The 18,746-nt window shown below is 43.7% G+C and carries 16 protein-coding genes and 1 pseudogene; 3 read left to right on the forward strand and 14 right to left on the reverse strand.

What is annotated here, in order from left to right; all coding sequences use genetic code 11:
* Positions 1 to 428 precede the first annotated feature (428 nt).
* Positions 429 to 914: a PspC domain-containing protein gene (locus tag ACZ42W_RS18160; protein WP_464166672.1), complete on the reverse strand. Its 486-nt coding sequence runs from the start codon at positions 912 to 914 to the stop codon at positions 429 to 431.
* Positions 915 to 1,304: 390 nt separating this feature from the next.
* Here ACZ42W_RS18160 and ACZ42W_RS18165 point away from each other — a divergent pair, with 390 nt between their 5' ends.
* Complete coding sequence (locus ACZ42W_RS18165) at positions 1,305 to 1,790, forward strand: LiaF transmembrane domain-containing protein (protein ID WP_464166673.1); 486 nt, start codon at positions 1,305 to 1,307, stop codon at positions 1,788 to 1,790.
* A gap of 100 nt (positions 1,791 to 1,890) precedes the next feature.
* Here ACZ42W_RS18165 and ACZ42W_RS18170 read toward each other — a convergent pair whose 3' ends face one another.
* From ACZ42W_RS18170 to ACZ42W_RS18190, 5 genes and pseudogenes are all read right to left on the reverse strand, one after another.
* A complete protein-coding gene (locus ACZ42W_RS18170; protein ID WP_464171078.1) occupies positions 1,891 to 2,766 on the reverse strand; it encodes an NAD(P)-dependent oxidoreductase in 876 nt (291 codons plus the stop codon).
* A gap of 88 nt (positions 2,767 to 2,854) precedes the next feature.
* Positions 2,855 to 3,100, reverse strand: a complete 246-nt coding sequence (locus tag ACZ42W_RS18175) for a hypothetical protein (RefSeq protein WP_464166674.1) — start codon at positions 3,098 to 3,100, stop codon at positions 2,855 to 2,857.
* Positions 3,101 to 3,111: 11 nt separating this feature from the next.
* Positions 3,112 to 3,210 (reverse strand): annotated as a pseudogene (locus tag ACZ42W_RS18180) (GTP-binding protein); the annotation flags it as partial.
* Positions 3,211 to 3,473: 263 nt separating this feature from the next.
* Entirely contained in the window at positions 3,474 to 4,445 is a 972-nt protein-coding gene (locus tag ACZ42W_RS18185; RefSeq protein ID WP_464166675.1) for a DUF2935 domain-containing protein, read from the reverse strand.
* Positions 4,446 to 4,705: 260 nt separating this feature from the next.
* Complete coding sequence (locus tag ACZ42W_RS18190; protein ID WP_464166676.1) at positions 4,706 to 6,955, reverse strand: YcdB/YcdC domain-containing protein; 2,250 nt, start codon at positions 6,953 to 6,955, stop codon at positions 4,706 to 4,708.
* 212 nt (positions 6,956 to 7,167) lie between these two features.
* Between ACZ42W_RS18190 and ACZ42W_RS18195 the strand changes: the two genes are divergently transcribed.
* A complete protein-coding gene (locus tag ACZ42W_RS18195; protein WP_464166677.1) occupies positions 7,168 to 7,707 on the forward strand; it encodes a hypothetical protein in 540 nt (179 codons plus the stop codon).
* 118 nt (positions 7,708 to 7,825) lie between these two features.
* Here the strand turns inward: ACZ42W_RS18195 and ACZ42W_RS18200 are convergent, their stop codons facing one another.
* Positions 7,826 to 8,848 carry a CAP domain-containing protein gene (locus ACZ42W_RS18200; protein ID WP_464166678.1) on the reverse strand — a complete coding sequence of 341 codons (1,023 nt, stop codon included), beginning with the start codon at positions 8,846 to 8,848 and terminating at the stop codon, positions 7,826 to 7,828.
* A gap of 417 nt (positions 8,849 to 9,265) precedes the next feature.
* Here ACZ42W_RS18200 and ACZ42W_RS18205 point away from each other — a divergent pair, with 417 nt between their 5' ends.
* Complete coding sequence (locus ACZ42W_RS18205) at positions 9,266 to 10,270, forward strand: amidohydrolase family protein (RefSeq protein WP_464166679.1); 1,005 nt, start codon at positions 9,266 to 9,268, stop codon at positions 10,268 to 10,270.
* A gap of 689 nt (positions 10,271 to 10,959) precedes the next feature.
* Here the strand turns inward: ACZ42W_RS18205 and ACZ42W_RS18210 are convergent.
* The 7 genes from ACZ42W_RS18210 to ACZ42W_RS18240 all read right to left on the reverse strand — a co-directional run bounded on the left by ACZ42W_RS18210 (position 10,960) and on the right by ACZ42W_RS18240 (position 18,596).
* Complete coding sequence (locus ACZ42W_RS18210; protein ID WP_464166680.1) at positions 10,960 to 11,211, reverse strand: hypothetical protein; 252 nt, start codon at positions 11,209 to 11,211, stop codon at positions 10,960 to 10,962.
* A 119-nt stretch (positions 11,212 to 11,330) separates the two neighbouring features.
* The gene (locus tag ACZ42W_RS18215; RefSeq protein ID WP_464166681.1) at positions 11,331 to 11,843 is read right to left on the reverse strand and encodes a response regulator transcription factor; all 513 of its coding nucleotides are present in this window, start codon (positions 11,841 to 11,843) and stop codon (positions 11,331 to 11,333) included.
* A 47-nt stretch (positions 11,844 to 11,890) separates the two neighbouring features.
* Positions 11,891 to 12,343, reverse strand: a complete 453-nt coding sequence (locus ACZ42W_RS18220) for a phytoene desaturase family protein (RefSeq protein WP_464166682.1) — start codon at positions 12,341 to 12,343, stop codon at positions 11,891 to 11,893.
* 172 nt (positions 12,344 to 12,515) lie between these two features.
* On the reverse strand, positions 12,516 to 14,309 hold the full coding sequence (gene cydC, locus ACZ42W_RS18225) for a thiol reductant ABC exporter subunit CydC (protein ID WP_464166683.1): 1,794 nt from the start codon (positions 14,307 to 14,309) through the stop codon (positions 12,516 to 12,518).
* Complete coding sequence (cydD, locus tag ACZ42W_RS18230) at positions 14,306 to 16,168, reverse strand: thiol reductant ABC exporter subunit CydD (protein WP_464166684.1); 1,863 nt, start codon at positions 16,166 to 16,168, stop codon at positions 14,306 to 14,308. Before cydD ends, cydC begins: the two co-directional genes overlap by 4 nt.
* A gap of 44 nt (positions 16,169 to 16,212) precedes the next feature.
* On the reverse strand, positions 16,213 to 17,217 hold the full coding sequence (cydB, locus tag ACZ42W_RS18235; RefSeq protein WP_464166685.1) for a cytochrome d ubiquinol oxidase subunit II: 1,005 nt from the start codon (positions 17,215 to 17,217) through the stop codon (positions 16,213 to 16,215).
* Positions 17,208 to 18,596, reverse strand: coding sequence for a cytochrome ubiquinol oxidase subunit I (locus tag ACZ42W_RS18240; RefSeq protein WP_464166686.1), 1,389 nt, complete (start codon positions 18,594 to 18,596; stop codon positions 17,208 to 17,210). Before ACZ42W_RS18240 ends, cydB begins: the two co-directional genes overlap by 10 nt.
* Positions 18,597 to 18,746: the final 150 nt, after the last annotated feature.

The following is an 18,746-nucleotide window of genomic DNA, read 5'->3' on the forward strand; positions in this document are numbered from 1 at the left end:
CCTAAACCTGTCCCCCAACCTCTTCAAAGGAAGCTTCCGACTGCTTCACCTGCCCCTTCTATGGATCCTAGTTCTCACTCACTCTCTTCAGGGCAGTCCACACATCTTCCTAATCCAATCCCCTTGTTTCCACAAAAAAGCATAACTCCAGATTCTCAGAACACTCCAAACTCAAATTTCGACTTTGGAGCAGCTTTTCAAGAACAAGGGTTGAATCTTCTAAGGACTCTGGGCCCTTCAGTATTTCGGGAATTCGGCCCACCTCTCGCGCGTCGAATAGGTCCTCCAATTGCGCAACGTATAGGCCCTCCTCTTGTTCGGAACGTTGGCCTTCCGCTCGCAAAAAAAGTAGGCATCCCTCTAGCCAAAAGAGTTTGCCTACCTTTAATAAAAAAATTAGGTGGATTAGTCTTAACCCGAATCGGGTTCTAAGCTTTCTTCCAAAGCATTGTGGCTCCAATGATGATGAAAACGAGGGGCCACATCTTACTTAAGGCAAACCACACCGGGAACCATTGATTGAGCAGAAAAAGTATCCCTAGAAGGATGAGAATGACTCCAGCGGTTTTGTTTCGATGGGTATACCTCTTTTCAAACCCACGCTGTGCATTCATACCGAAGTGCTCTGCATCCATACCGAAACCCTTTGCGGTCTCTTGTACGTTCTGAACCACCTCATTCACAATATCTTGTACATTGTCCCCTTGACCACCATACGCGGGGCGCTCCCCCTTGTCTCGTGGGATAATCAAGAGGGCAGCGATATAAGCCAGGAATCCCACGCCTCCCATAAACATGGTAAAGATTGCGATTAACCGAACAAGTGTTACATCGACATCAAAGTACTCGGCGAGTCCTCCGCATACTCCTCCGACCATCTTCTCCCGTGTCGAACGATACAAACGGTCTGCCATTGTATTTACCTCCTGTCATTCATGCTATAAAGTCAAATCAACTTCTAGGTATACCATTTTACTTTTTATCATTTACTCTTTCAACTATACATACGAATAAGCCTCTTTAAATGTTTCAAAAAAATATGTCGCAAACTTTGTATTGATTGTGAACTATATAAAAGAGTAAGCCTCTGAAATTCTCAGCAATTTCAGAGGCTTATACCTATTTTATAACCTGTTCCCCAAGATAGGTCTTATGAATCTCAGCATTGGACAAGAGTTCTTGGCCCGTTCCTATCAGAGTAATTCATCATCGTATTCAACTTTTGTCCTTTTTATTAGGCCAATCTCTTAATTTTGTCTTTAGAACATAACTATCTATTAGGTGTATTTCAAGGAGGGAATTCTATGAAAAAGGAAAACCTATTTTGGGGAATTGTCCTGGTAGGATTAGGTATTCTTCTCTTGAGTTATAACCTGTTTGGATTCCGAATTAATAGTATCCCCTCACTTTGGCCCTTGCTCATCATCCTCATGGGTGCCTACTTTGAATGGGGTTACTTTAGGCAAAAAAAGAACCCCGGGTTGCTCGTTCCCGGGGGGATTTTCCTGGTCACTGGATTAGTCTTCGGTTTTGAGACACTGACCTATTGGAATTATGCAGAATACACCTGGCCGTTATATCTCTTAGCTGTGTCCTTCGGTCTTTTCCAACTCTACCTTTCTTCCAACCGTCCACGTCCTCTTCTTATTCCTATCCTTCTTCTCTGTTGTGTAACTCTATTGGCTTACCTTACTATGATTTACGGCGCCTTATCTACAATCGTAAACTTCGGGTTGATCATCCCCATATTTCTTATTCTTATTGGACTTGTCATTATGCTCCGTAAGTAACTGTACATGATTTTGCTACAAAAAATGGCCAATCAAGACATTGAATCTTAATTGACCAAATTATAGCAGCGCCTTGCCCCGTTGAAAAGTATAGTTCTGGCTACTTTGTATATAGCTTATAAAGGACTTGCGTACCGCTATTTTCTTCTCCCTCAGAGGCTAATTGCTCATAAAGAGACTTCGCGAGTTCCAACCCGGGAGTCATCAAGCCCATTTCCTTAGCTGACTCTAAAGCAATGGTCATATCCTTAATAAAATGCTTAACATAAAATCCTGGCTCGAAATTTCCTGCGATCATCCGTGGACCAAGGTTGCTTAAAGACCAACTTCCAGCCGCACCTCCGGCGATACTGTCTAAGACTCTGCTCGGATCAAGTCCTGCCTTCTTAGCGTATGCAATCGCTTCACATACTCCAATCATCCCAGAAGCAATCGTAATCTGGTTAGACATCTTAGTGTACTGTCCGGCGCCTGCAGGCCCTTGTAGAATAATATTGGTCCCCATCGCTTCAAAGATAGGTTTAACTTCATCAAAGACGTGCGACTCGCCTCCGACCATGATAACAAGTTTCCCATCCCTTGCCCCGATATCTCCTCCTGAAACAGGAGCATCCAAAGTTTCTATCCCCTTTGCTTTACCTGCTTCAGCTATTTTTTTGGCCAAAAGCGGGCTTGAAGTGGTCATATCAATCAGGATACTCCCTGCTTTGGCATTAGGGATGAGACCCGCTTCACTTAAGTAAACCTCCTCAACATCTTTAGGATAGCCGACGATCGAAATCACGATATCACATTTTGATGCAAGTTCAGAAACTGTATCAGCCCAGCCTGCACCAAGGTTAAGGAGTTCCTCTGCACTAGCTTTCGTTCGGTTATAAACCGTCAAGGAATAGCCTGCTTTCATAAGGTTTTTAACCATACTTCTTCCCATAACTCCTGTGCCAACAAAACCAATCTGAAGGTTTTCTTTATTCATCGACATATTAATCTCTCCTTTTTTTCACTTATCTTTATTCGATGGCCAACCGCCACAGGTCGTGACCTTCTTCATCTTTCTCTTTTCTCTAAAGAGGGTAACCGAAGTATAGAGTCGATCTTCTTCTGTTTGAAAGATGTTCCATTTTAAGCAGAGTTTTCTCTTGTAAGACCTCATCTTCATTATGACAGGGGTCATACCCACCACCGTTTAGTCCGATCAACCCTTTTCCTGAGGTCAAAGAGATAAGTTCTATAGGATAAGATAAGGCCGTTGCCACCGGAACCTTACCCGTTAAAAGCACACGATCTCCAGATTGCTCTGGCTCGTTCATACTCCCATTCATTCTCGAACGAGACCGGATTGGAAAAGAATTTGTTCAGTTAAGGTCGTCTTTCCTGCATCTACGTGTGCGACAATTCCAATATTTCGAAGATCCTTCATGGTTTCCTCTGTTCATATACGGTAGAATTTTCTAATACTATTATAGCAGGTTGCCCTTCTGGAAGTAAAACCAGGTTATTCCACTAACGAATAGACTTTACCCTCTTCATTATCATAGTAAGCTCCCCCTTTTCCTCATAAAAGCATAACTAGATTAGAAAGAGGTACCTTGATTCTAATCACTCGATAACAAAAGCCAACTCGTTTATCAAAAATAGTGATAGCTCCAGTACTTGGAGCTATCACTATCCAATTTTTAGTTCTTACCCCTTCCCACCTCTGAACTCGGGTAGAGGCATTCCAAGAATTCTAAGATAGTGATAGGCCTCTCTCAAGACATGATCACCAAGTAAAGGTGAAATAACAGATTTCAACCGACACGCAAGAATCAGGTCGGTTCCTGTAGCCTTAAAATTTTTAAGTTCTTCTGTAGCTCTGATACTTTCATTTGTAATTTGTTTGAGGCTCAGCCTAGGTTGTGTTCCGTCTTTGAATTGCTTTTCAAGCTTTTTAAACTTCTTGGCTTCCATATCAGCCTTTTCAATCAGATTTTCTTCCGTAGGGTCAAGCATCTGCCGAATAACCTCGGCATGTTCTTTCATGATATGGTTCCAAAACATTTCCATCTCAACCATATGAAACGTAGGGTCAATAATTTGGTAATGCTGAAGTCGTTGAATGTGTTTCATATACATTTTAGTTTCTTCCATCTGGTGTTTAAATATTGTCGGATAGTTGTGTGTGTATAAGCAGCATCTTTGAACTACTTCATCATAAATCCGTTCCGTAAATACATATAAGGAGTACGCACATGCCAAAGCCTTTTCATGAAGTGCACATACACTTTCCTCAATACCGGGTTCACACGGGACCATAGTGACCCCCATCCCCATGAAGGGCTGCAGGTTCATCTCTTCTACAGTTAACGGGGTAGCAATAGCTATTCCACTCAGTTCCTGGACTTTCTGCTCTGCCATCAAGGTCTTATCAGTGAACAACTCCCCTGATTGCAAAACGTCTCTACTTACCAATCCATTCGCCAAGCAAATTGTTTCATGTAAAATTTCTTCAAACTGACATTTGAAGGCGTCCGCTTCCTGGATACAAGTGACATCTTTACACTCGAACCCGTCCTCAATGAAGATTGCATGCTCTTTCATAATCCTTGCCCAAAAGAGATGGAGTTCTAAAGATTCCCTAATAAAATCACCGGTCATTGGCATGGTACTCATCATTGCAACTCCTTTCAAACATGCCCCATACGCGCAGCTTCCTTTTCACAGCATATTCAGCTCGCTTTAATCCGGTCATCGAACATTTCTTCCCCTTTCTTCCAAATTAGTTATTTTAATCAATAATTCAAAGATAAATAAAACCTGTTCTATATTTCCACAAAACAGAAGACAGTCAAGTGCTCTACCTAGAACACCTAACTGTCTTTTAGACCATTGCGAGAAGCTACATGACCCTATTGAATGGTTCGCCTTAAAGTACGTTAACGATTTGCCCCTAGGGCTTTAACAATTGCATAGGCCGCTTCAGCTCGGGTAACCGTATGAGTGGGTTCGAACTTCGTCCCATCAATTTTCATTACCCCGAGTCCCTTCGCTAGAGCGACATAGCCAAGACTTCCACTACTAAACGATGAGGAATCCTCATAAGGCGCTTGGAAGAGGCCCTCCATCTGTGCAATCTTTTCTAGCTGTAGCATCCGAATGATAAGCTTCGTTTGGAGCTCACGGTTAATCGCTTCGTTTGCACCTAATTCCTCTTTCAACCATCCCTGCTCCTTAGCTTGCTTCAGAACCTCGTCATCCTTCATGGGCTGATTCATCCAAACTCCATTTTTGACCATCAACATACCTCTTAACATGGCCACAACCGTAATATTTTCCTCGGGTTTAAATTGATCCCCGTATTCCCCAAAGACTCCTGCCTGACCGAGGAGGCTGATTTCCTTCTCGGCGAAATTCCCGGAGATATCCTTAAAGGTATAGGGTCTTGGGAGTTCAGAAAGGGGACTCCCCTGCCAGTCTAGAAATTGTCCTGTTTTAGCGTCTATTCGATTCGAAACGGTTAATGAATTTTCAATCTTTGGTTGATAGACTAAACGAATTTCCCCTGGCTGACCATTTTTATAGAGTTGAACATATTTAAGTGTAAGAGGTCTCGCGGCAAGGAAGGTATCATGAGCCTGATTCTGACCCATCGCTTCGGAAACAGCTGGGAAATCAAGCGTCCACCAGTTCATATTGAACCCAATCACTTTTTTCGTGACCGTATTCACAGTGACTGATACACCGTTTCCTGGGAAGGTCACCCCATTGACGATCCGTTGATATTGAAACTCTTGCCTCACTTGATCTTCTGGATAATTATGACCCATTTCCAAGGTGTCTAAAAGCTTCACTTCTTGGAGTCGTCCCGGTTGAATCTTCTTCAAAAATTCCTCGGCTAACCCTTTTGCCGAGGTGCGATCAATCGTTTGCGGTTTTTCAGCTCCCTGATAAGGAGAATCCGTATTAAATCCGAGGACCTCCCCTGTCACTGCATCGACCCGCCCATAAATATAGTGATACCCCTCTTTACTTGCTTGATCACTATTCCAATCGAAACTCCAAACTCGGTTTTGATTGAAGCCACCCTCTGCTCCTAAGTTTGCATTACGAAGCGTGAGTCCTTCAGGGATTTCTACCCATTTCTTAATGGCCTCTATGGCTTGATCTTGGGTGATGAGCTGTGCACTTTTCTCGATTTCCTTCTGCTCCTCTGGAGTTAGGAGTTGTGCAGCAGCACCTTTACTCGCCGCACCACCGTACCCACCTACAGCATCCGCCATTTCTTCGCTGGATAGCCACTCTCCTGAATTTAACCTTAACGGTTCGCCCGTTTTGGCGTCAATGATTCCGTTAAAGGAGCTATTACTTAGCTGGTAGATCAGCTGGACCTTCCCTTTTGAGGAGGATGTAGATAATGGCCGAATAATGGGGGAAACAAAATACTGAAGCTCAAGGAGCTTATTACTTTCAAACGCCTCCCGAGCTTTCACTTCCCCAATTACACCTTGTGTGGATGGAAAGCTTTCTTTACTCCAATTTAAGGTATAGCCCGAGATTGTTCCGTCATTGCCATTAACCTGTACTGTCACCCCGTTACTCGGAAAAGAAACTCCATCGACGACCCGCTTCCACTGCACCGAGTAAGTCACGGGTCCATAATCAGTGATGGGAATAACGCGAGTATTCTCAGGAACAATTTCTAATTGATTGATCCGATCACTTAGGATTTTATTGACGAGCTTCTCTGCGATCTCCTTGGCTTGATTATAGGAATAGTTCGAAACATAAAGCCCAGAGCCACTTTTTACTGGTTTCCAGGAGCTGACATTGATGATTTCTCCATTGCTTACATCGACTTGAGCCATGAAGTTCCCACCCGTTTCTCCAGGCGCACGCCAATTCAAGGACCAGGTCTGTCTCGTATTATAACTGTTATATCCTGAAGTGAATTCTGTAAATTCTCCCGGGACCTCGAAGTTCTGCTTAACGATCGTGATTGCTTTTTCCAGACTAATCTCGATTTTCACCGGCTGACTCGTATTAACTGCTTGAGATACTTCTCCTGATATCCCATAATTTGGACTAACGGCTTTTTGTTCCATGGCCATACTAGAGGCAGGAAAAGCCGTCTGGGCCAGAAGAATAAATGCAATCGGAAGTGCTAACTGACGAACCTTTTTTCTCATTCGTTTCCCATTCCCTTCTTTCAGGTATTCTATTATTCCTTCTTCCTTATTAGACGCATATTTTCCTTCATTCATGACGAAGGAATTGTTTAATATAATTTATAGAATTTATAATTTTATATACTTTTCTAAACATTCCTAATAATCGGAAGGATTTTTCACCCTCTATCTCGAAGTAATATGTAAAATTCATGAGCTGGAGTGTGGAGCAAATGAAACGTAGTGTTTGGGTCTTCTCGGTACTTCTAGCCTCCCTTTTCCTTCTAGGGTATGGGGTTCCTGGGTTAACACACTTCTACCCCACTGGCGCAGTACTTGCCTCATCACAAGGCGAGCCACTTAATCCATCCGACCGTAAGGAAATAGAGTCCCTAGCTTTAGAGTTTACGAACCATTATTATACCTATAACCAAGAGAATTATTTAGAAGAAGGCAAAAAGATGCTTCCCCTTCTCACCCAGAAGTACCAAGCAACCTATGAAGGTATTCTTGAGAAGGGCTACATTGCTGCAAAGGCAGTCCAAGCTGAATCTTCAGTTGTGAGTACTCAAATTCTAGCTGTAGAAAAGACCTCACCGAACTTAGGTTTTATCTACCTGCAATTCAAGGCTAATGTTTCTAATAACGGTATAGAGACATTAAATCGGTATAGCACAACACTGAGCTTAGAAAAAGAAGATGGGAAATGGCGAATCAACGGAATTCTATCGGAGCAACCGGTTGAATTCTTAAACATTCGGAATCTCCTTTAACTTAAACCCTCTCCCTTAAGTGAGACCTCCAATTCTTACTTGATATAGGGAAAGAACTAAATAAAAAAGATGTCTTGCTATTACTATAGTCATGACATCTTTTTCGTTTCTATTGGAATTAGTGTTGAAGGACAAACTCAGCAGCGATAAACTGATCCTTCGTGTTAGCGCTCGGGGCAACTTCTATAGAAATATAGTCAAGCTGATGTTTCTCAGATAGCGGAACTTGCAGAGTGAAATTTCCATTTTTATCGACTGTCACATTCGTAGCCATGATATTTCCGGACTTCGTTGCGATATAATACCCTGCCGCTTTGGGTCGTGCCCAGAAATACAAGTTATCTGAAGGAGGACCTCCGTAGGAATGAGTCTGCATCAGTTCTTCCTTTGTTAAAGGCTGGGGAAGTGCTTCCCAGAGTGCATAGATTCCCGTCAAGGTATACCCTGGCAACACTTTGCCTGCTAGGGTTATTTTTGTTCCTGGAGAAGCCGTTTTAGGAACAGGCTGCATCTCGATATAATGATTCGTAAATTCTTGCGCCATTGCAACCCCGTATTTCCCTACTGAAATCGCTACTCCGACTCCGGTATGATGCGGTTCTAAGATGTTTTTGCGATGTCCATCCTCAGGAGGTTGTTCGTTCACCATGGACGCCTGATGCTCTGCAACGACTTTGGAAAGTTCTTCCTTTGAAATCCCCTTAAACCCATCATTGAGCCAAAGTGTGACGCTCTGGTTCTCTTGCACTGCATCCAAGCCTCCGCCCAACGTATAGCGACGTTGAGGCTTTACCCCCTCCATGGTCCAATGACTGATATACCCATAATCAGCCTCTTCCTGGACATGCATTCGGGCAGCATCAGCCGCTGTCTGATCCCAGACAACCGAATTAAGGCCATTTTTCTGGCGATCTTGGTTGATCAGCTCAACGACCTCTTTTTCTACTTCCCTGATTTCCTCAGCGGTCACTTTCTTGCTCGGTATGAGGGATAAGGAACGGGTAACCAGTTGCTTCTTCTGCTGCTCGAATTCCTGTGTAACCTGCTGTGTTATCCGCTCTGGTAATTGTTGAAACGGAGCACAACCCGTCATCAGTAGAACTAGACTTGAAATACTAAAGATAATAATTTTATGCTTCACTATGATCCTCCCCAGTGTTTTCTCTCAAGCTTGAGGTATCAATGGGATCTGCAAGCAACCAAGGCAAGTGAGTTTATAGCACGAACAAAATCACCAATTTCATAGATGTGTACATTAGTAACAGATATTATATGTAATGTGCTAATTTTCATGTCCTAAAATCAGCTCTGCGAAAAGTAATCGCGTCCCGTTCTGTCATTGGATCAAGCCCATTTGTCGCTTCATCCAGGATAAGAATTGGGGCGTTTAGGTGAGGAGCACTTTACGCTTACGATAATATAATATACCATTGTTGGAACCTAAGGAGACTAAATATTTAATTTTCTTTTAATATTGCATCTGTAGCAATAACTTCGATCATTTTAAACACTCCAAAGTTCTTAAAAGTTGCTTGGAGAATCGAAAGGGGAAATTATAATGAAAATCGACATCTATAATCACTTCTTGCCTAAAAAATATTTCGACAGGATGGTTGAATTAGTCCCTAAACATGGTATGGTCAAACGAGTAAGTGAAATACCTTGCATGGTTGACCTTGATCTTCATTTCCGCCACATGGACCTGTTTGGTGACGATTATAGGCAAGTATTAACCATAGCCGCACCACCAATAGAATTTTTTGGCGCAAATGCTAATGATATGGCGAGACTAGGTAACGATTGTATGGCGGACTTAATAGCAAAATATCCGGATCGATTCCCTGGATTTATCGCTGGAGTAGCAATGAACGATCCCGAAGGATGCGTCGTAGAGGCGAAACGAGCTATAAATGACCTAGGTGCGGTGGGTATTCAGATTTACACTAATGTTCTTGGTAAACCACTAGATGCACCCGAATTCGCGCCGATATTTGATCTCATGGCGGAACTTGACCTGCCCATTTTTCTTCACCCGGCCCGTACGGCTAGTTTCTCAGATTATCAGAGCGAAACCAAAAGTAAATATGAAATCTGGTGGACCTTTGGCTGGCCGTATGAGACAAGCGCGGCTTGTGCTCGGTTAGTATTCTCGGGGCTTTTCGACAAGCACCCTAATATTAAAATTGTTACTCACCATCTTGGGGGAATGATCCCATACTTTGCGGGTAGAGTCGGTCCCGGCTGGGATCAACTAGGTGCTAGGACTTCTGATGAAGATTTAACGCTAGTACTCAAAAGGCTAAAGAAGCGACCATTAGACTATTTCCATATGTTTTACGGTGATACCGCACTCAGTGGGGCAAAAGGTGCCACAGAATGTGGTTTGGATTTCTTCGGTGTAGATAAGGTAGTGTTCGCCTCTGACGCTCCTTTTGATCCTGAGAAGGGAACAGCCTTTATTCGCTGGACTATCGAAGTTATCGACAGCTTAAACATTTCCGCAGCTGACCGTTATGCTATTTACGAAGGAAATGCTCGTAAGCTACTAAAGCTTAAAGTGTAAACTTTGCATTGAACATTCCCCCACCTACGCCTGACAGCTAAGAGGAGGGGGATTCTAAACCTTCATTATGAACCGCCCTTAAGCCGGAACCTCCAGGTCTTACGTTCTCTCCAGTTCATGCTTCCATTCAACCCCGATATAGCTCTATTATCGTCTGACGTGATGGGTCTGGGGAACAAAGCACATACAGAATGATTGTTTTGGGCTTTCGTTAAAAGGTGCACACCCCTTAGTAAAAATGCACACCTTTGTTTTAAGGTTTGCATCTTTTAACGAAGGGGTGCAAAAAACGCAAAAGGTAAAAAGAAACGAAGAAATCCAGACCGCCCAAAAACGATCTGGAAAATAATTTCAGTGGTCGACCTTACCAATATTCAATCGAACCAGTTAAGCAAGACATTACCCTAAGCGGGAGGGACGCCAAGATAGGGGTTGTTTAGAGTAGCGTACGTTTTCGTGTCAAATAGCGACAGGTATCCCTTGGTTTCTGGGCTATAATAACCGCCATCAGTATACACATCTTTGATCCCCTGTTCAGAAAGAGTCGGGAGGGCCCTTTTAAGTAACTCGATATCACTCGTCGTATTGGGGGTAATGTCATAATGAGTTACGATTTGAACTGGATTTTCATCGGAGCAGGTTTCGGATAGATTTAAGGCATAGCCCACATGCTTCTTACCGTTTTTATTTCAGTAAGTCGCATCGGAATCATAAGCGGATTGAAGAGATTTGGATGAAATCTCCTGAGCTCCTTTGGCAATCCAACGGTTCTCTTCTTCACTGTAGGTCGCTTGCTCTTTTAGAAAACGCTCTAAGCGTTGGATTTCAGTTGTGGCTTTTAGATCAAGGTGTTCTTCAATCTGTTGGAGGACTTCAGAACATTTTGCCCCGTTATACTCCAATGACAATGGGCGTCCTAACTTTCCCGTCAATATTTTCATGGGGTTAGAAACCATTCCTCATGCGTTTTTAGCACTCATTCTTATGAATTTAGATAGACTCTTCAAGTGAAATTCTTATATAGCTCGTGAATCCTATATTGTTTCACGCAAAGAGAACACTAATTGTTTTTTGCGTTAATAAAACTGTAAGCCTTTACCACCAAATCTGCCCGAGAGTAAGCATTCAACTTGGTATACATATTGTCCAAGTGTCTTTTCACGGTATTCACAGACACCAACAAGGTATCCCCAATCTCCTTATTGTGCATGCCTTGAGCCAAAAGTCTCAGTACATCAATCTCTCGCTTGGTCAAAATCCCTTCCATAACCGAAAAATCCGGGACAACAGCTTTTCTATTTAAAAAGGCCACGATATTGTTTGACCCTGGAATACGGCAAACACGAGCCCTAATACTATGACTTTCATCACAATTCAATGATTCTGATATTTTGATGCTGTTTTTCATCATCTTTTCCAACATGACTACCTGCTTATCTGGACCAAAGGCACTTAAAGAAAGTACCTGGGCTGAAGGGTTGGAATATTGAATATTTCCTTGTTTATCAGCGAGGACCACAGCTTGTGATGACATATTTAGGGCCTGACAAAAGTGTTCATTCTGCTTAGCCACGTTAGCAAAACACATCGAATTAGCTGTAGAAATCTCAAGAAATCTTTTTAAAATCCCAACGATCTGTAATTCCTGTTCAGCAAAATGCTTGAGAGAAAATGAACGCGCAAAATTTGTGCTAATTCCCTGTATGTTTGGGCATCACGCTTGGAGAATTGGGCGATACTCGCGCATGTCTTTTCAAGATTACGATAAACGATGGCAGCACGTCCATCCTCCATCGCCAAGCCGAATTGAGCATCCGGCCAAACATAACGAGCACCGAATTTCTCCAGCTCTAAATCTTTGTACACTGGCCCTAGATGGATAATACCATGGAATTGTGAAGCAATATTGTGTTTGAACCCAGGTAGAGTTACTTCTTCTGAAACAACTCCACCTCCTGCTTTGGACAGTCTTTCCAGCACTAACACTTTCATGCCTGCTTTTTGCAGGTAGCCGGCAGCTGTAAGTCCGTTGTGCCCACCTCCGACAATAATTACATCGTATTCTGCACTCACTAGATATTCCCTCCTTTAATTGCTTGACCCCTTAGGTCACTTTAATTTTACCAATCCAAAAGATCTTTAACAATAAATCCTGCATTCCCACTAAAATTATAACAAGGAGCTTTAAAAGCCAATAAATCAACGTTTGTAGAGCATTACCAAGCGCAGTGTATCCTTCTTACGGTTATGCTTTACGGAAGTTATGAGAAAAGTAATCGCTTTCTCTCCCCTCCCAAAGTCTGCTATAAATCCCTTTCTGTGTGAGAAGCGTCTCATGCCGACCACGTTCAACAACTCTCCCTTGGTCAAGGACAAGGATTTCATCCATATCCTTAACAGCCTCTAGATGATGTGAAATCACCAAGGTTGTTCGCTCTTGCATGAGGGAATCAATTTCTTCGAGAACGTCCCGTTCTGTTACTGGATCAAGCCCATTTATCGCTTCATCCAGGATAAGAATTGGGGCGTTTTTTAATAATACCCGGGCAATTGCCAGGCGTTGCTGCTGCCCTCCCGAAAATTTCATCCCTTCCTCGCCAATCAAGCTATCGTAGCCTTGGGGAAGAGAGAGGATAAAGTCATGGATTTTTGCCCGCCGGGTGGCCTCAAATAATTCTTCATCTGTTGCTTCGGGTTTAGCCAGAAGAAGATTCTCTTTCACAGTTGCATGAAAAAGATGGGTTCGTTGGGTAACTACCCCTATCTGGGCGCGAACAACCTCTGGGTCGAAGGTTTTTAAGTTAGAGCCCCCCAGTCGTATTTCTCCTGAATCATAATCCCAAAAGCGGAGCAGTAAATTCACAAGACTGCTTTTACCCGCACCACTCGCGCCAACGATAGCAATCTTCTTTCGATATGGAATATTCAAGGATACATCCTTTAAAGCCCACGCCTCTTCTTGATTATATCTAAAGCTAACTCCTCTGAACTCGATTCCCCCTTCTTCAAGGAGCGGTACTTCGTTGATTTCCCTATTCTTTGAGATTCCCAAATCAGCTCCATACTCTTTCTTCTTCCACTGATCCACATTTCCCTGCTTCAAGACGCCAAGGCGTTTACCTGAAGCCTGATTTTCCTCCAGATGCTGCAGACTCGCGGGTAAGGGCGCTACCGCTTCAAAGCTACTCAATACCCCTAAGGCGAGCATCCCTAAGTACAAGCCGCCCAGTTGCCCCTTCTCCACGAGGACAATCCCTAGGACAAGAACGGTCCACATCCCTAGATTCATTGTGACTCCCATCAGCTCATTAGAGATGCCAGACGCTTTCGCTAATTTTCTATCGGCTTGGTTCAGTTCTTTCTGCGCGCCCTGGACTTTTTGAAGAATTATCTCACTTTGTCCGAATATTAAGATCTCGGGCATCCCCTGAAGCAAATCGAGTATGATGATGTGCAACCTTGCCTTTGCCTTAATCCGTTGACTTCCTGCACCTCGACTCAAGGCTCTGATAAAGAATGGGATGAATACCCCCGCTGCTAGGAAAAAGCCCGCTAGGAGAAAAGAGAACCTTTGATCAAATCCAGCAAGAAATCCTCCATAGCCGACGAGGACCAAGATGGCAACCAGCGGAGGCGCAAGTACTCTGAGAAAAAGATTTTGCTGCACCTCGACATCCCCAACTATCCGGCTTAATAAATCTCCGCTCCGGAAATCAATAAGTTTAGCTGGTGCAAGGGGTTCGATTCGTTGATAGACTAATACTCTCAATCGGCTAAGCACTCGGAACGTCAGATCATGCGAAATCAGTCGTTCCAAATACCGAAAAACAGCACGTGTTATCCCAAAAAAGCGAACTCCAACGATGGTAACCATTAAATCAAGGATAGGAGGATGAAGTGCTGCACGGGCAAGCAAATAGGAGGAGGTTGCCATCAGCCCGATATGACTAGCTATCGTCAGGGTACTTAAAAGCAAGGCAAGCAATATTCTGGGCCAAAAGGGAAGAATCTCTCGAATAATCCATCTTAGATCTTTCATCTTGATTCCCCCCGAAATTCCCTAGCCAAACGGGAGTATAGTCCCTGTGCTTCCATCAATTCATGATGTGATCCCTGCTCTAAAATTTCCCCTTGATCGATGACTACGATACGATCCGCTTGGAGTACCGTATTCATCCTATGAGTTGTGAATATTACCGTCCGTCCCTTGCATAGTTCCTCCAAAGCAGAAAGCATCTCCCGCTCACTTTCTGAATCCAAGCCGCTTGTCACTTCATCCAATAGAAGGAGCTCTGACTCCTTAAGAAATGCTCTTGCGATAGCAATACGTTGAGCTTGTCCTCCACTTAAACGAGCTCCCTCTTCCCCAATCAAGGTGTCATACCCCTGCGGTAGTTGGAGAATAAATTCATGGGCTAAGGCCTTCTTGGCAGCCTCCACCACCTCTTCCATCGAAGCGCTCGTTCGCCCAAAAAGGAGATTGTCAAGAATTGGCCCTGCGAAGAGGTAAGGTTTTTGCGGGATATAGGAGATTTTTTCACGCCATAAATCCATTGGAAAGTGATTCAGCGAGCACCCCTTGACTCTCACCTCTCCACTTGTCGGCTCGACAAAGCGAAGTAAAATCTGGAGAATAGAGCTTTTCCCTGCTCCACTCGGCCCAACGAGCGCAATCCGTTCACCTGAACGCACTTCAAAACAAATATCCTTTAACACCGTCTCTCCATCCCGATCGTAACGAAGATGGACATGGTCAAAAACTAATAGAGCATCCGAAATATCTGGTCGATTTGTATCTTCTCTAACGTCTGTATCTTCTCTACCATCTCTAACGTCTGTATTCTCTGTAGCTTCTCGATTACGCGATTCCATACTTTTCCCCTGAATACGGCCGTTAACGCACTCTTCTTCTTTAACGTACTCTTTTTCTGTAAAGCAAGTAAATTCTCGTTCTAACTCGAGAACTCCGAAAATCCGTTGGGCTGCATTCTCTCCGGAGAGCCTCGCATGAAATTGTGAACCTAAGGTCCGCAAGGGGAGATAAAACTCTGGTGCCAAGATCAGGAGAAAAAGGGCTTCGGAATACGTAATTGTGCCATTAATCAACCGCAAACCCAGTGCCACTGCAATTAATGCAGTGCTTATCATCGCCATAAATTCCAAGACAAACGCTGAGAGAAAGGCAATTTTCAAAACGCCAAGAGTTACTTTACGAAAGGATTCGCTAACCCGACTGATGACCTTAGCTTGATCCTTACTTCGCCCAAACACTTTAAGAGTCGTTAAGCCTTGGAGCATATCAAGAAAATGTGCACTCATCCGGCTTAAACTCTGCCATTGTTCCAAGGACTTTTTCTCGGCGAGTTTTCCGATGAGAATCATAAAAAACGGGATGAGCGGCCCTGTGATGAGCAGAAGGATTCCTGACTTTACATCCTGGGGAAAAACAAATCCTAAAATGATTAGAGGAATAAAGACGGCTAAAACGAGTTGAGGAATATATCTGGAGAAATACTCGTCCAGCGCCTCGATTCCATCGACCGCTGTATTCATGAGTTCCCCCGCCCGCTCTCCACGGGTATAGATAGGACCAAGCTCTAAAAGTCGATTTAGAAAGCGTACTCTAAGGCTTTCTTTGACACGAATCGCTGCCTCACGAGCACTCATCTCACTGAAGAATTGCAGTGCCGAGCGGGCCCCGATCATTCCAAGAATGCCTATGAGTGAAGTCCTAACTTGAGCCAAAGTGGCTCCTTGTAGAAAAACCTGAGCGATAACCTGAGAAACTAACCAGGCTTGAGCCACTGCTAAAAAAGCAATACCTATCCCCAAGGCGACCGTTCCCAAAAGATAACCTGATACTCTTTTTCCTTCCCGCATAAGTCGCTTATCGATCATAATTTAAAAGGGGGCAAGACATCTCTTGCCCCATCCCCCTGTTATTAATAGTGAAGGTCCTTTTGAGTTACACGTTTTCGAAATACCCAGTACGTCCACCCTTGATAAGCGAGGACTATCGGTACCATCGTTAGGGCGATAATCGTCATGATTTTTAAGGTATAGGGACTTGAGGATGCATTATAGATGGTCAAACTCCACTCTGGGTTCAGACTCGACACCATTACATGAGGGAAAAGCCCCCAGAAGATTGAAACCGTCATCAAGAGAATCGTCAAGCTACTGGCTATAAATGCTCGCCCACCCTTTCCCTTGGGAATGAAGAGAAGAGTCGAAAGCAAGGCTAGGGCTGATAGTAGCAAGGTTATTCCAGCCCCTGTGCTTGCAAAAAGGTCAGTCTGTACATAGGTCATTCCTGCCAGGATTAGGACAACTAGAATAGTAAGGAAACCCACTCTTTGTGCTACACGCCGTGCACGCTGAGCCAATTCTCCTTCAGTTTTTAAGGTGAGATAAAGTGCCCCATGGAGGGTGAAAAGGAGTAACGTCGTCACACCACCTAAGATCGCATAGGGAGATAGGAGATCAAAGAAACTCCCGACAAATTGCATCTTAGAATCAATGGGCACTCCACGTAAGAGATTCATTACGGCGACTCCCCATAATAAGGCAGAAAGAGTACTACCTAGGAAAATCATCCGATCCCAAAGAGCGCGCCAGCGAGGACTTCGATCACTGCTTCGAAACTCAAACGCTACACCACGAATAATCAAGGCAACAAGAATGAGGAATAGGGCAAGATAAAACCCACTAAAAAGGGTTGCGTACCAATGGGGGAACGCCGCGAACATGGCTCCTCCGGCGGTAATAAGCCACACTTCATTGCCATCCCACACTGGACCTATGGTATTGATCATCATTCGACGCTCGGTATCATTTTTCCCTAGGAAGGGAAGCAGAATTCCCACCCCATAATCAAATCCTTCGAAGAAGAAAAATCCAGCGAAAAGCACAGTAATCAGGATAAACCAAAGAATATTTAAGTCCATAAGGATGCCCCCTTCGCCACATCTTCAGTTGGCTCCGAGTGGTCTGAGTCAACGGGTCCTCGTCTGATAAATTTAATGAGAAGATAGATTTCAGCGACCGCTAAAACCCCATAGATCAGGGTAAATCCAATGAGAGTCGTTAAGATATAACCTGCCGAAACTGTGGTTGAGATTCCCTCCGCCGTCTTTTGCACGCCATACACAATCCAAGGTTGTCGCCCTGTTTCTGCCATAAACCATCCTGTCGTGTTTGCGATATAAGGGAGTGGAATCATCCAGATAAGAGCTTTTAAAAACCAAGGATTCTTCTCCAGACGTTTTGTCCTATAAAGGTAGACTGCTAACAACACCATCAGTACTAACAAAGTACCTACTCCCACCATGATACGAAACGCCCAAAAGAGTGGGGTTACGGGTGGAACATAGTTTCCAGGCCCATGTATTTTCTCGGCTTCAGCTTGCAGTTCTTTGATTCCTTTGACTTCACCAGTAAAGCTACTATAGGACATAAAGCTCAGCATATAAGGTATCTTTATCTCAAAGATATTTTCCTGATTCTTTTCGTCAGCTAAAGCCACTAAATTTAGCCCAGCTGGATTTTCCGTTTCCCAATGGGCCTCCGTAGCAGCCATTTTCATAGGCTGAGCTTCAACCAGATGCATTCCTTGTAAGTGTCCGATGCCAGTCACACCGAAAACACTAATAACCCCAAAAATCACAGCAATTTTAAATGAGCGCTGAAAAACTTCCACGAAATTCTCCTTCAAGAGATGGTAGGCACTAATCCCCATCACAAAAAATGCAGCCGTAGTGAATCCGCTCAGGATAGTATGAGGGAATTGGTATAGGATATGAGGATTTGTGACTAAGGCCAGAAAATCGGTCATTTCAGCCCGGCCATTACGTAGGATATAGCCTATCGGTTCTTGCATGAAAGAATTCGCAATTAAGATCCATAAAGCCGATAAACTACTGGCTATCGCTACAAGCCAAATACTGAGGAGATGGACTTTTTTTGAGAGTTTTTCCCACCCAAAAACCCATACCCCCAAAAAGGTCGATTCCAGGAAGAAAGCAAGTAAGGCTTCTACCGCAAGCGGTGCCCCAAAGATATCCCCGACAAAGCGCGAATACTCGGACCAATTCATTCCGAATTGAAATTCCTGCACAAGTCCAGTAGCGACTCCCATTGCGAAGTTGATCAAGAAGAGTTTGCCCCAGAACTTAGTCATCTTCTTGTAGGTTTCATCCCCTGTCTTCACATACCAAGTTTCCATAAGGGCGACCAACACTGACAACCCTAGAGTGAGCGGCACAAACAAAAAGTGGTAGGACGTTGTCACCGCGAACTGTAACCTGGATAAGATAAGTTCACTCAACTTTTATTCCTCCATTCCTTCATAATACTACTTAGACGTCTTACTATTTTGTATTCATTATAAAATATATTGTGTCTGCCGTCTATACTTTTCCTACAAACATCTAGAAGAATATAAAAATTAATGGAATGCTCCTTTATATTCATCAAA

It is taken from the genome of Desulfitobacterium elongatum, from assembly GCF_055378975.1.

Bases quoted from the DNA above. Each gene is read 5' to 3' on its own strand.
- ACZ42W_RS18170 (WP_464171078.1), bottom strand. From the start codon at position 2,766: ATGAATAAAGAAAACCTTCAGATTGGTTTTGTTGGCACAGGAGTTATG.
- ACZ42W_RS18175 (WP_464166674.1), bottom strand. From the start codon at position 3,100: ATGAACGAGCCAGAGCAATCTGGAGATCGTGTGCTTTTAACGGGTAAG.
- ACZ42W_RS18210 (WP_464166680.1), bottom strand. From the start codon at position 11,211: ATGAAAATATTGACGGGAAAGTTAGGACGCCCATTGTCATTGGAGTAT.
- cydD (WP_464166684.1), bottom strand. From the start codon at position 16,168: ATGATCGATAAGCGACTTATGCGGGAAGGAAAAAGAGTATCAGGTTAT.
- ACZ42W_RS18205 (WP_464166679.1), top strand. From the start codon at position 9,266: ATGAAAATCGACATCTATAATCACTTCTTGCCTAAAAAATATTTCGAC.
- cydB (WP_464166685.1), bottom strand. From the start codon at position 17,217: ATGGACTTAAATATTCTTTGGTTTATCCTGATTACTGTGCTTTTCGCT.
- ACZ42W_RS18165 (WP_464166673.1), top strand. From the start codon at position 1,305: ATGAAAAAGGAAAACCTATTTTGGGGAATTGTCCTGGTAGGATTAGGT.
- ACZ42W_RS18195 (WP_464166677.1), top strand. From the start codon at position 7,168: ATGAAACGTAGTGTTTGGGTCTTCTCGGTACTTCTAGCCTCCCTTTTC.
- cydC (WP_464166683.1), bottom strand. From the start codon at position 14,309: ATGAAAGATCTAAGATGGATTATTCGAGAGATTCTTCCCTTTTGGCCC.
- ACZ42W_RS18190 (WP_464166676.1), bottom strand. From the start codon at position 6,955: ATGAGAAAAAAGGTTCGTCAGTTAGCACTTCCGATTGCATTTATTCTT.
- ACZ42W_RS18185 (WP_464166675.1), bottom strand. From the start codon at position 4,445: ATGATGAGTACCATGCCAATGACCGGTGATTTTATTAGGGAATCTTTA.
- ACZ42W_RS18160 (WP_464166672.1), bottom strand. From the start codon at position 914: ATGGCAGACCGTTTGTATCGTTCGACACGGGAGAAGATGGTCGGAGGA.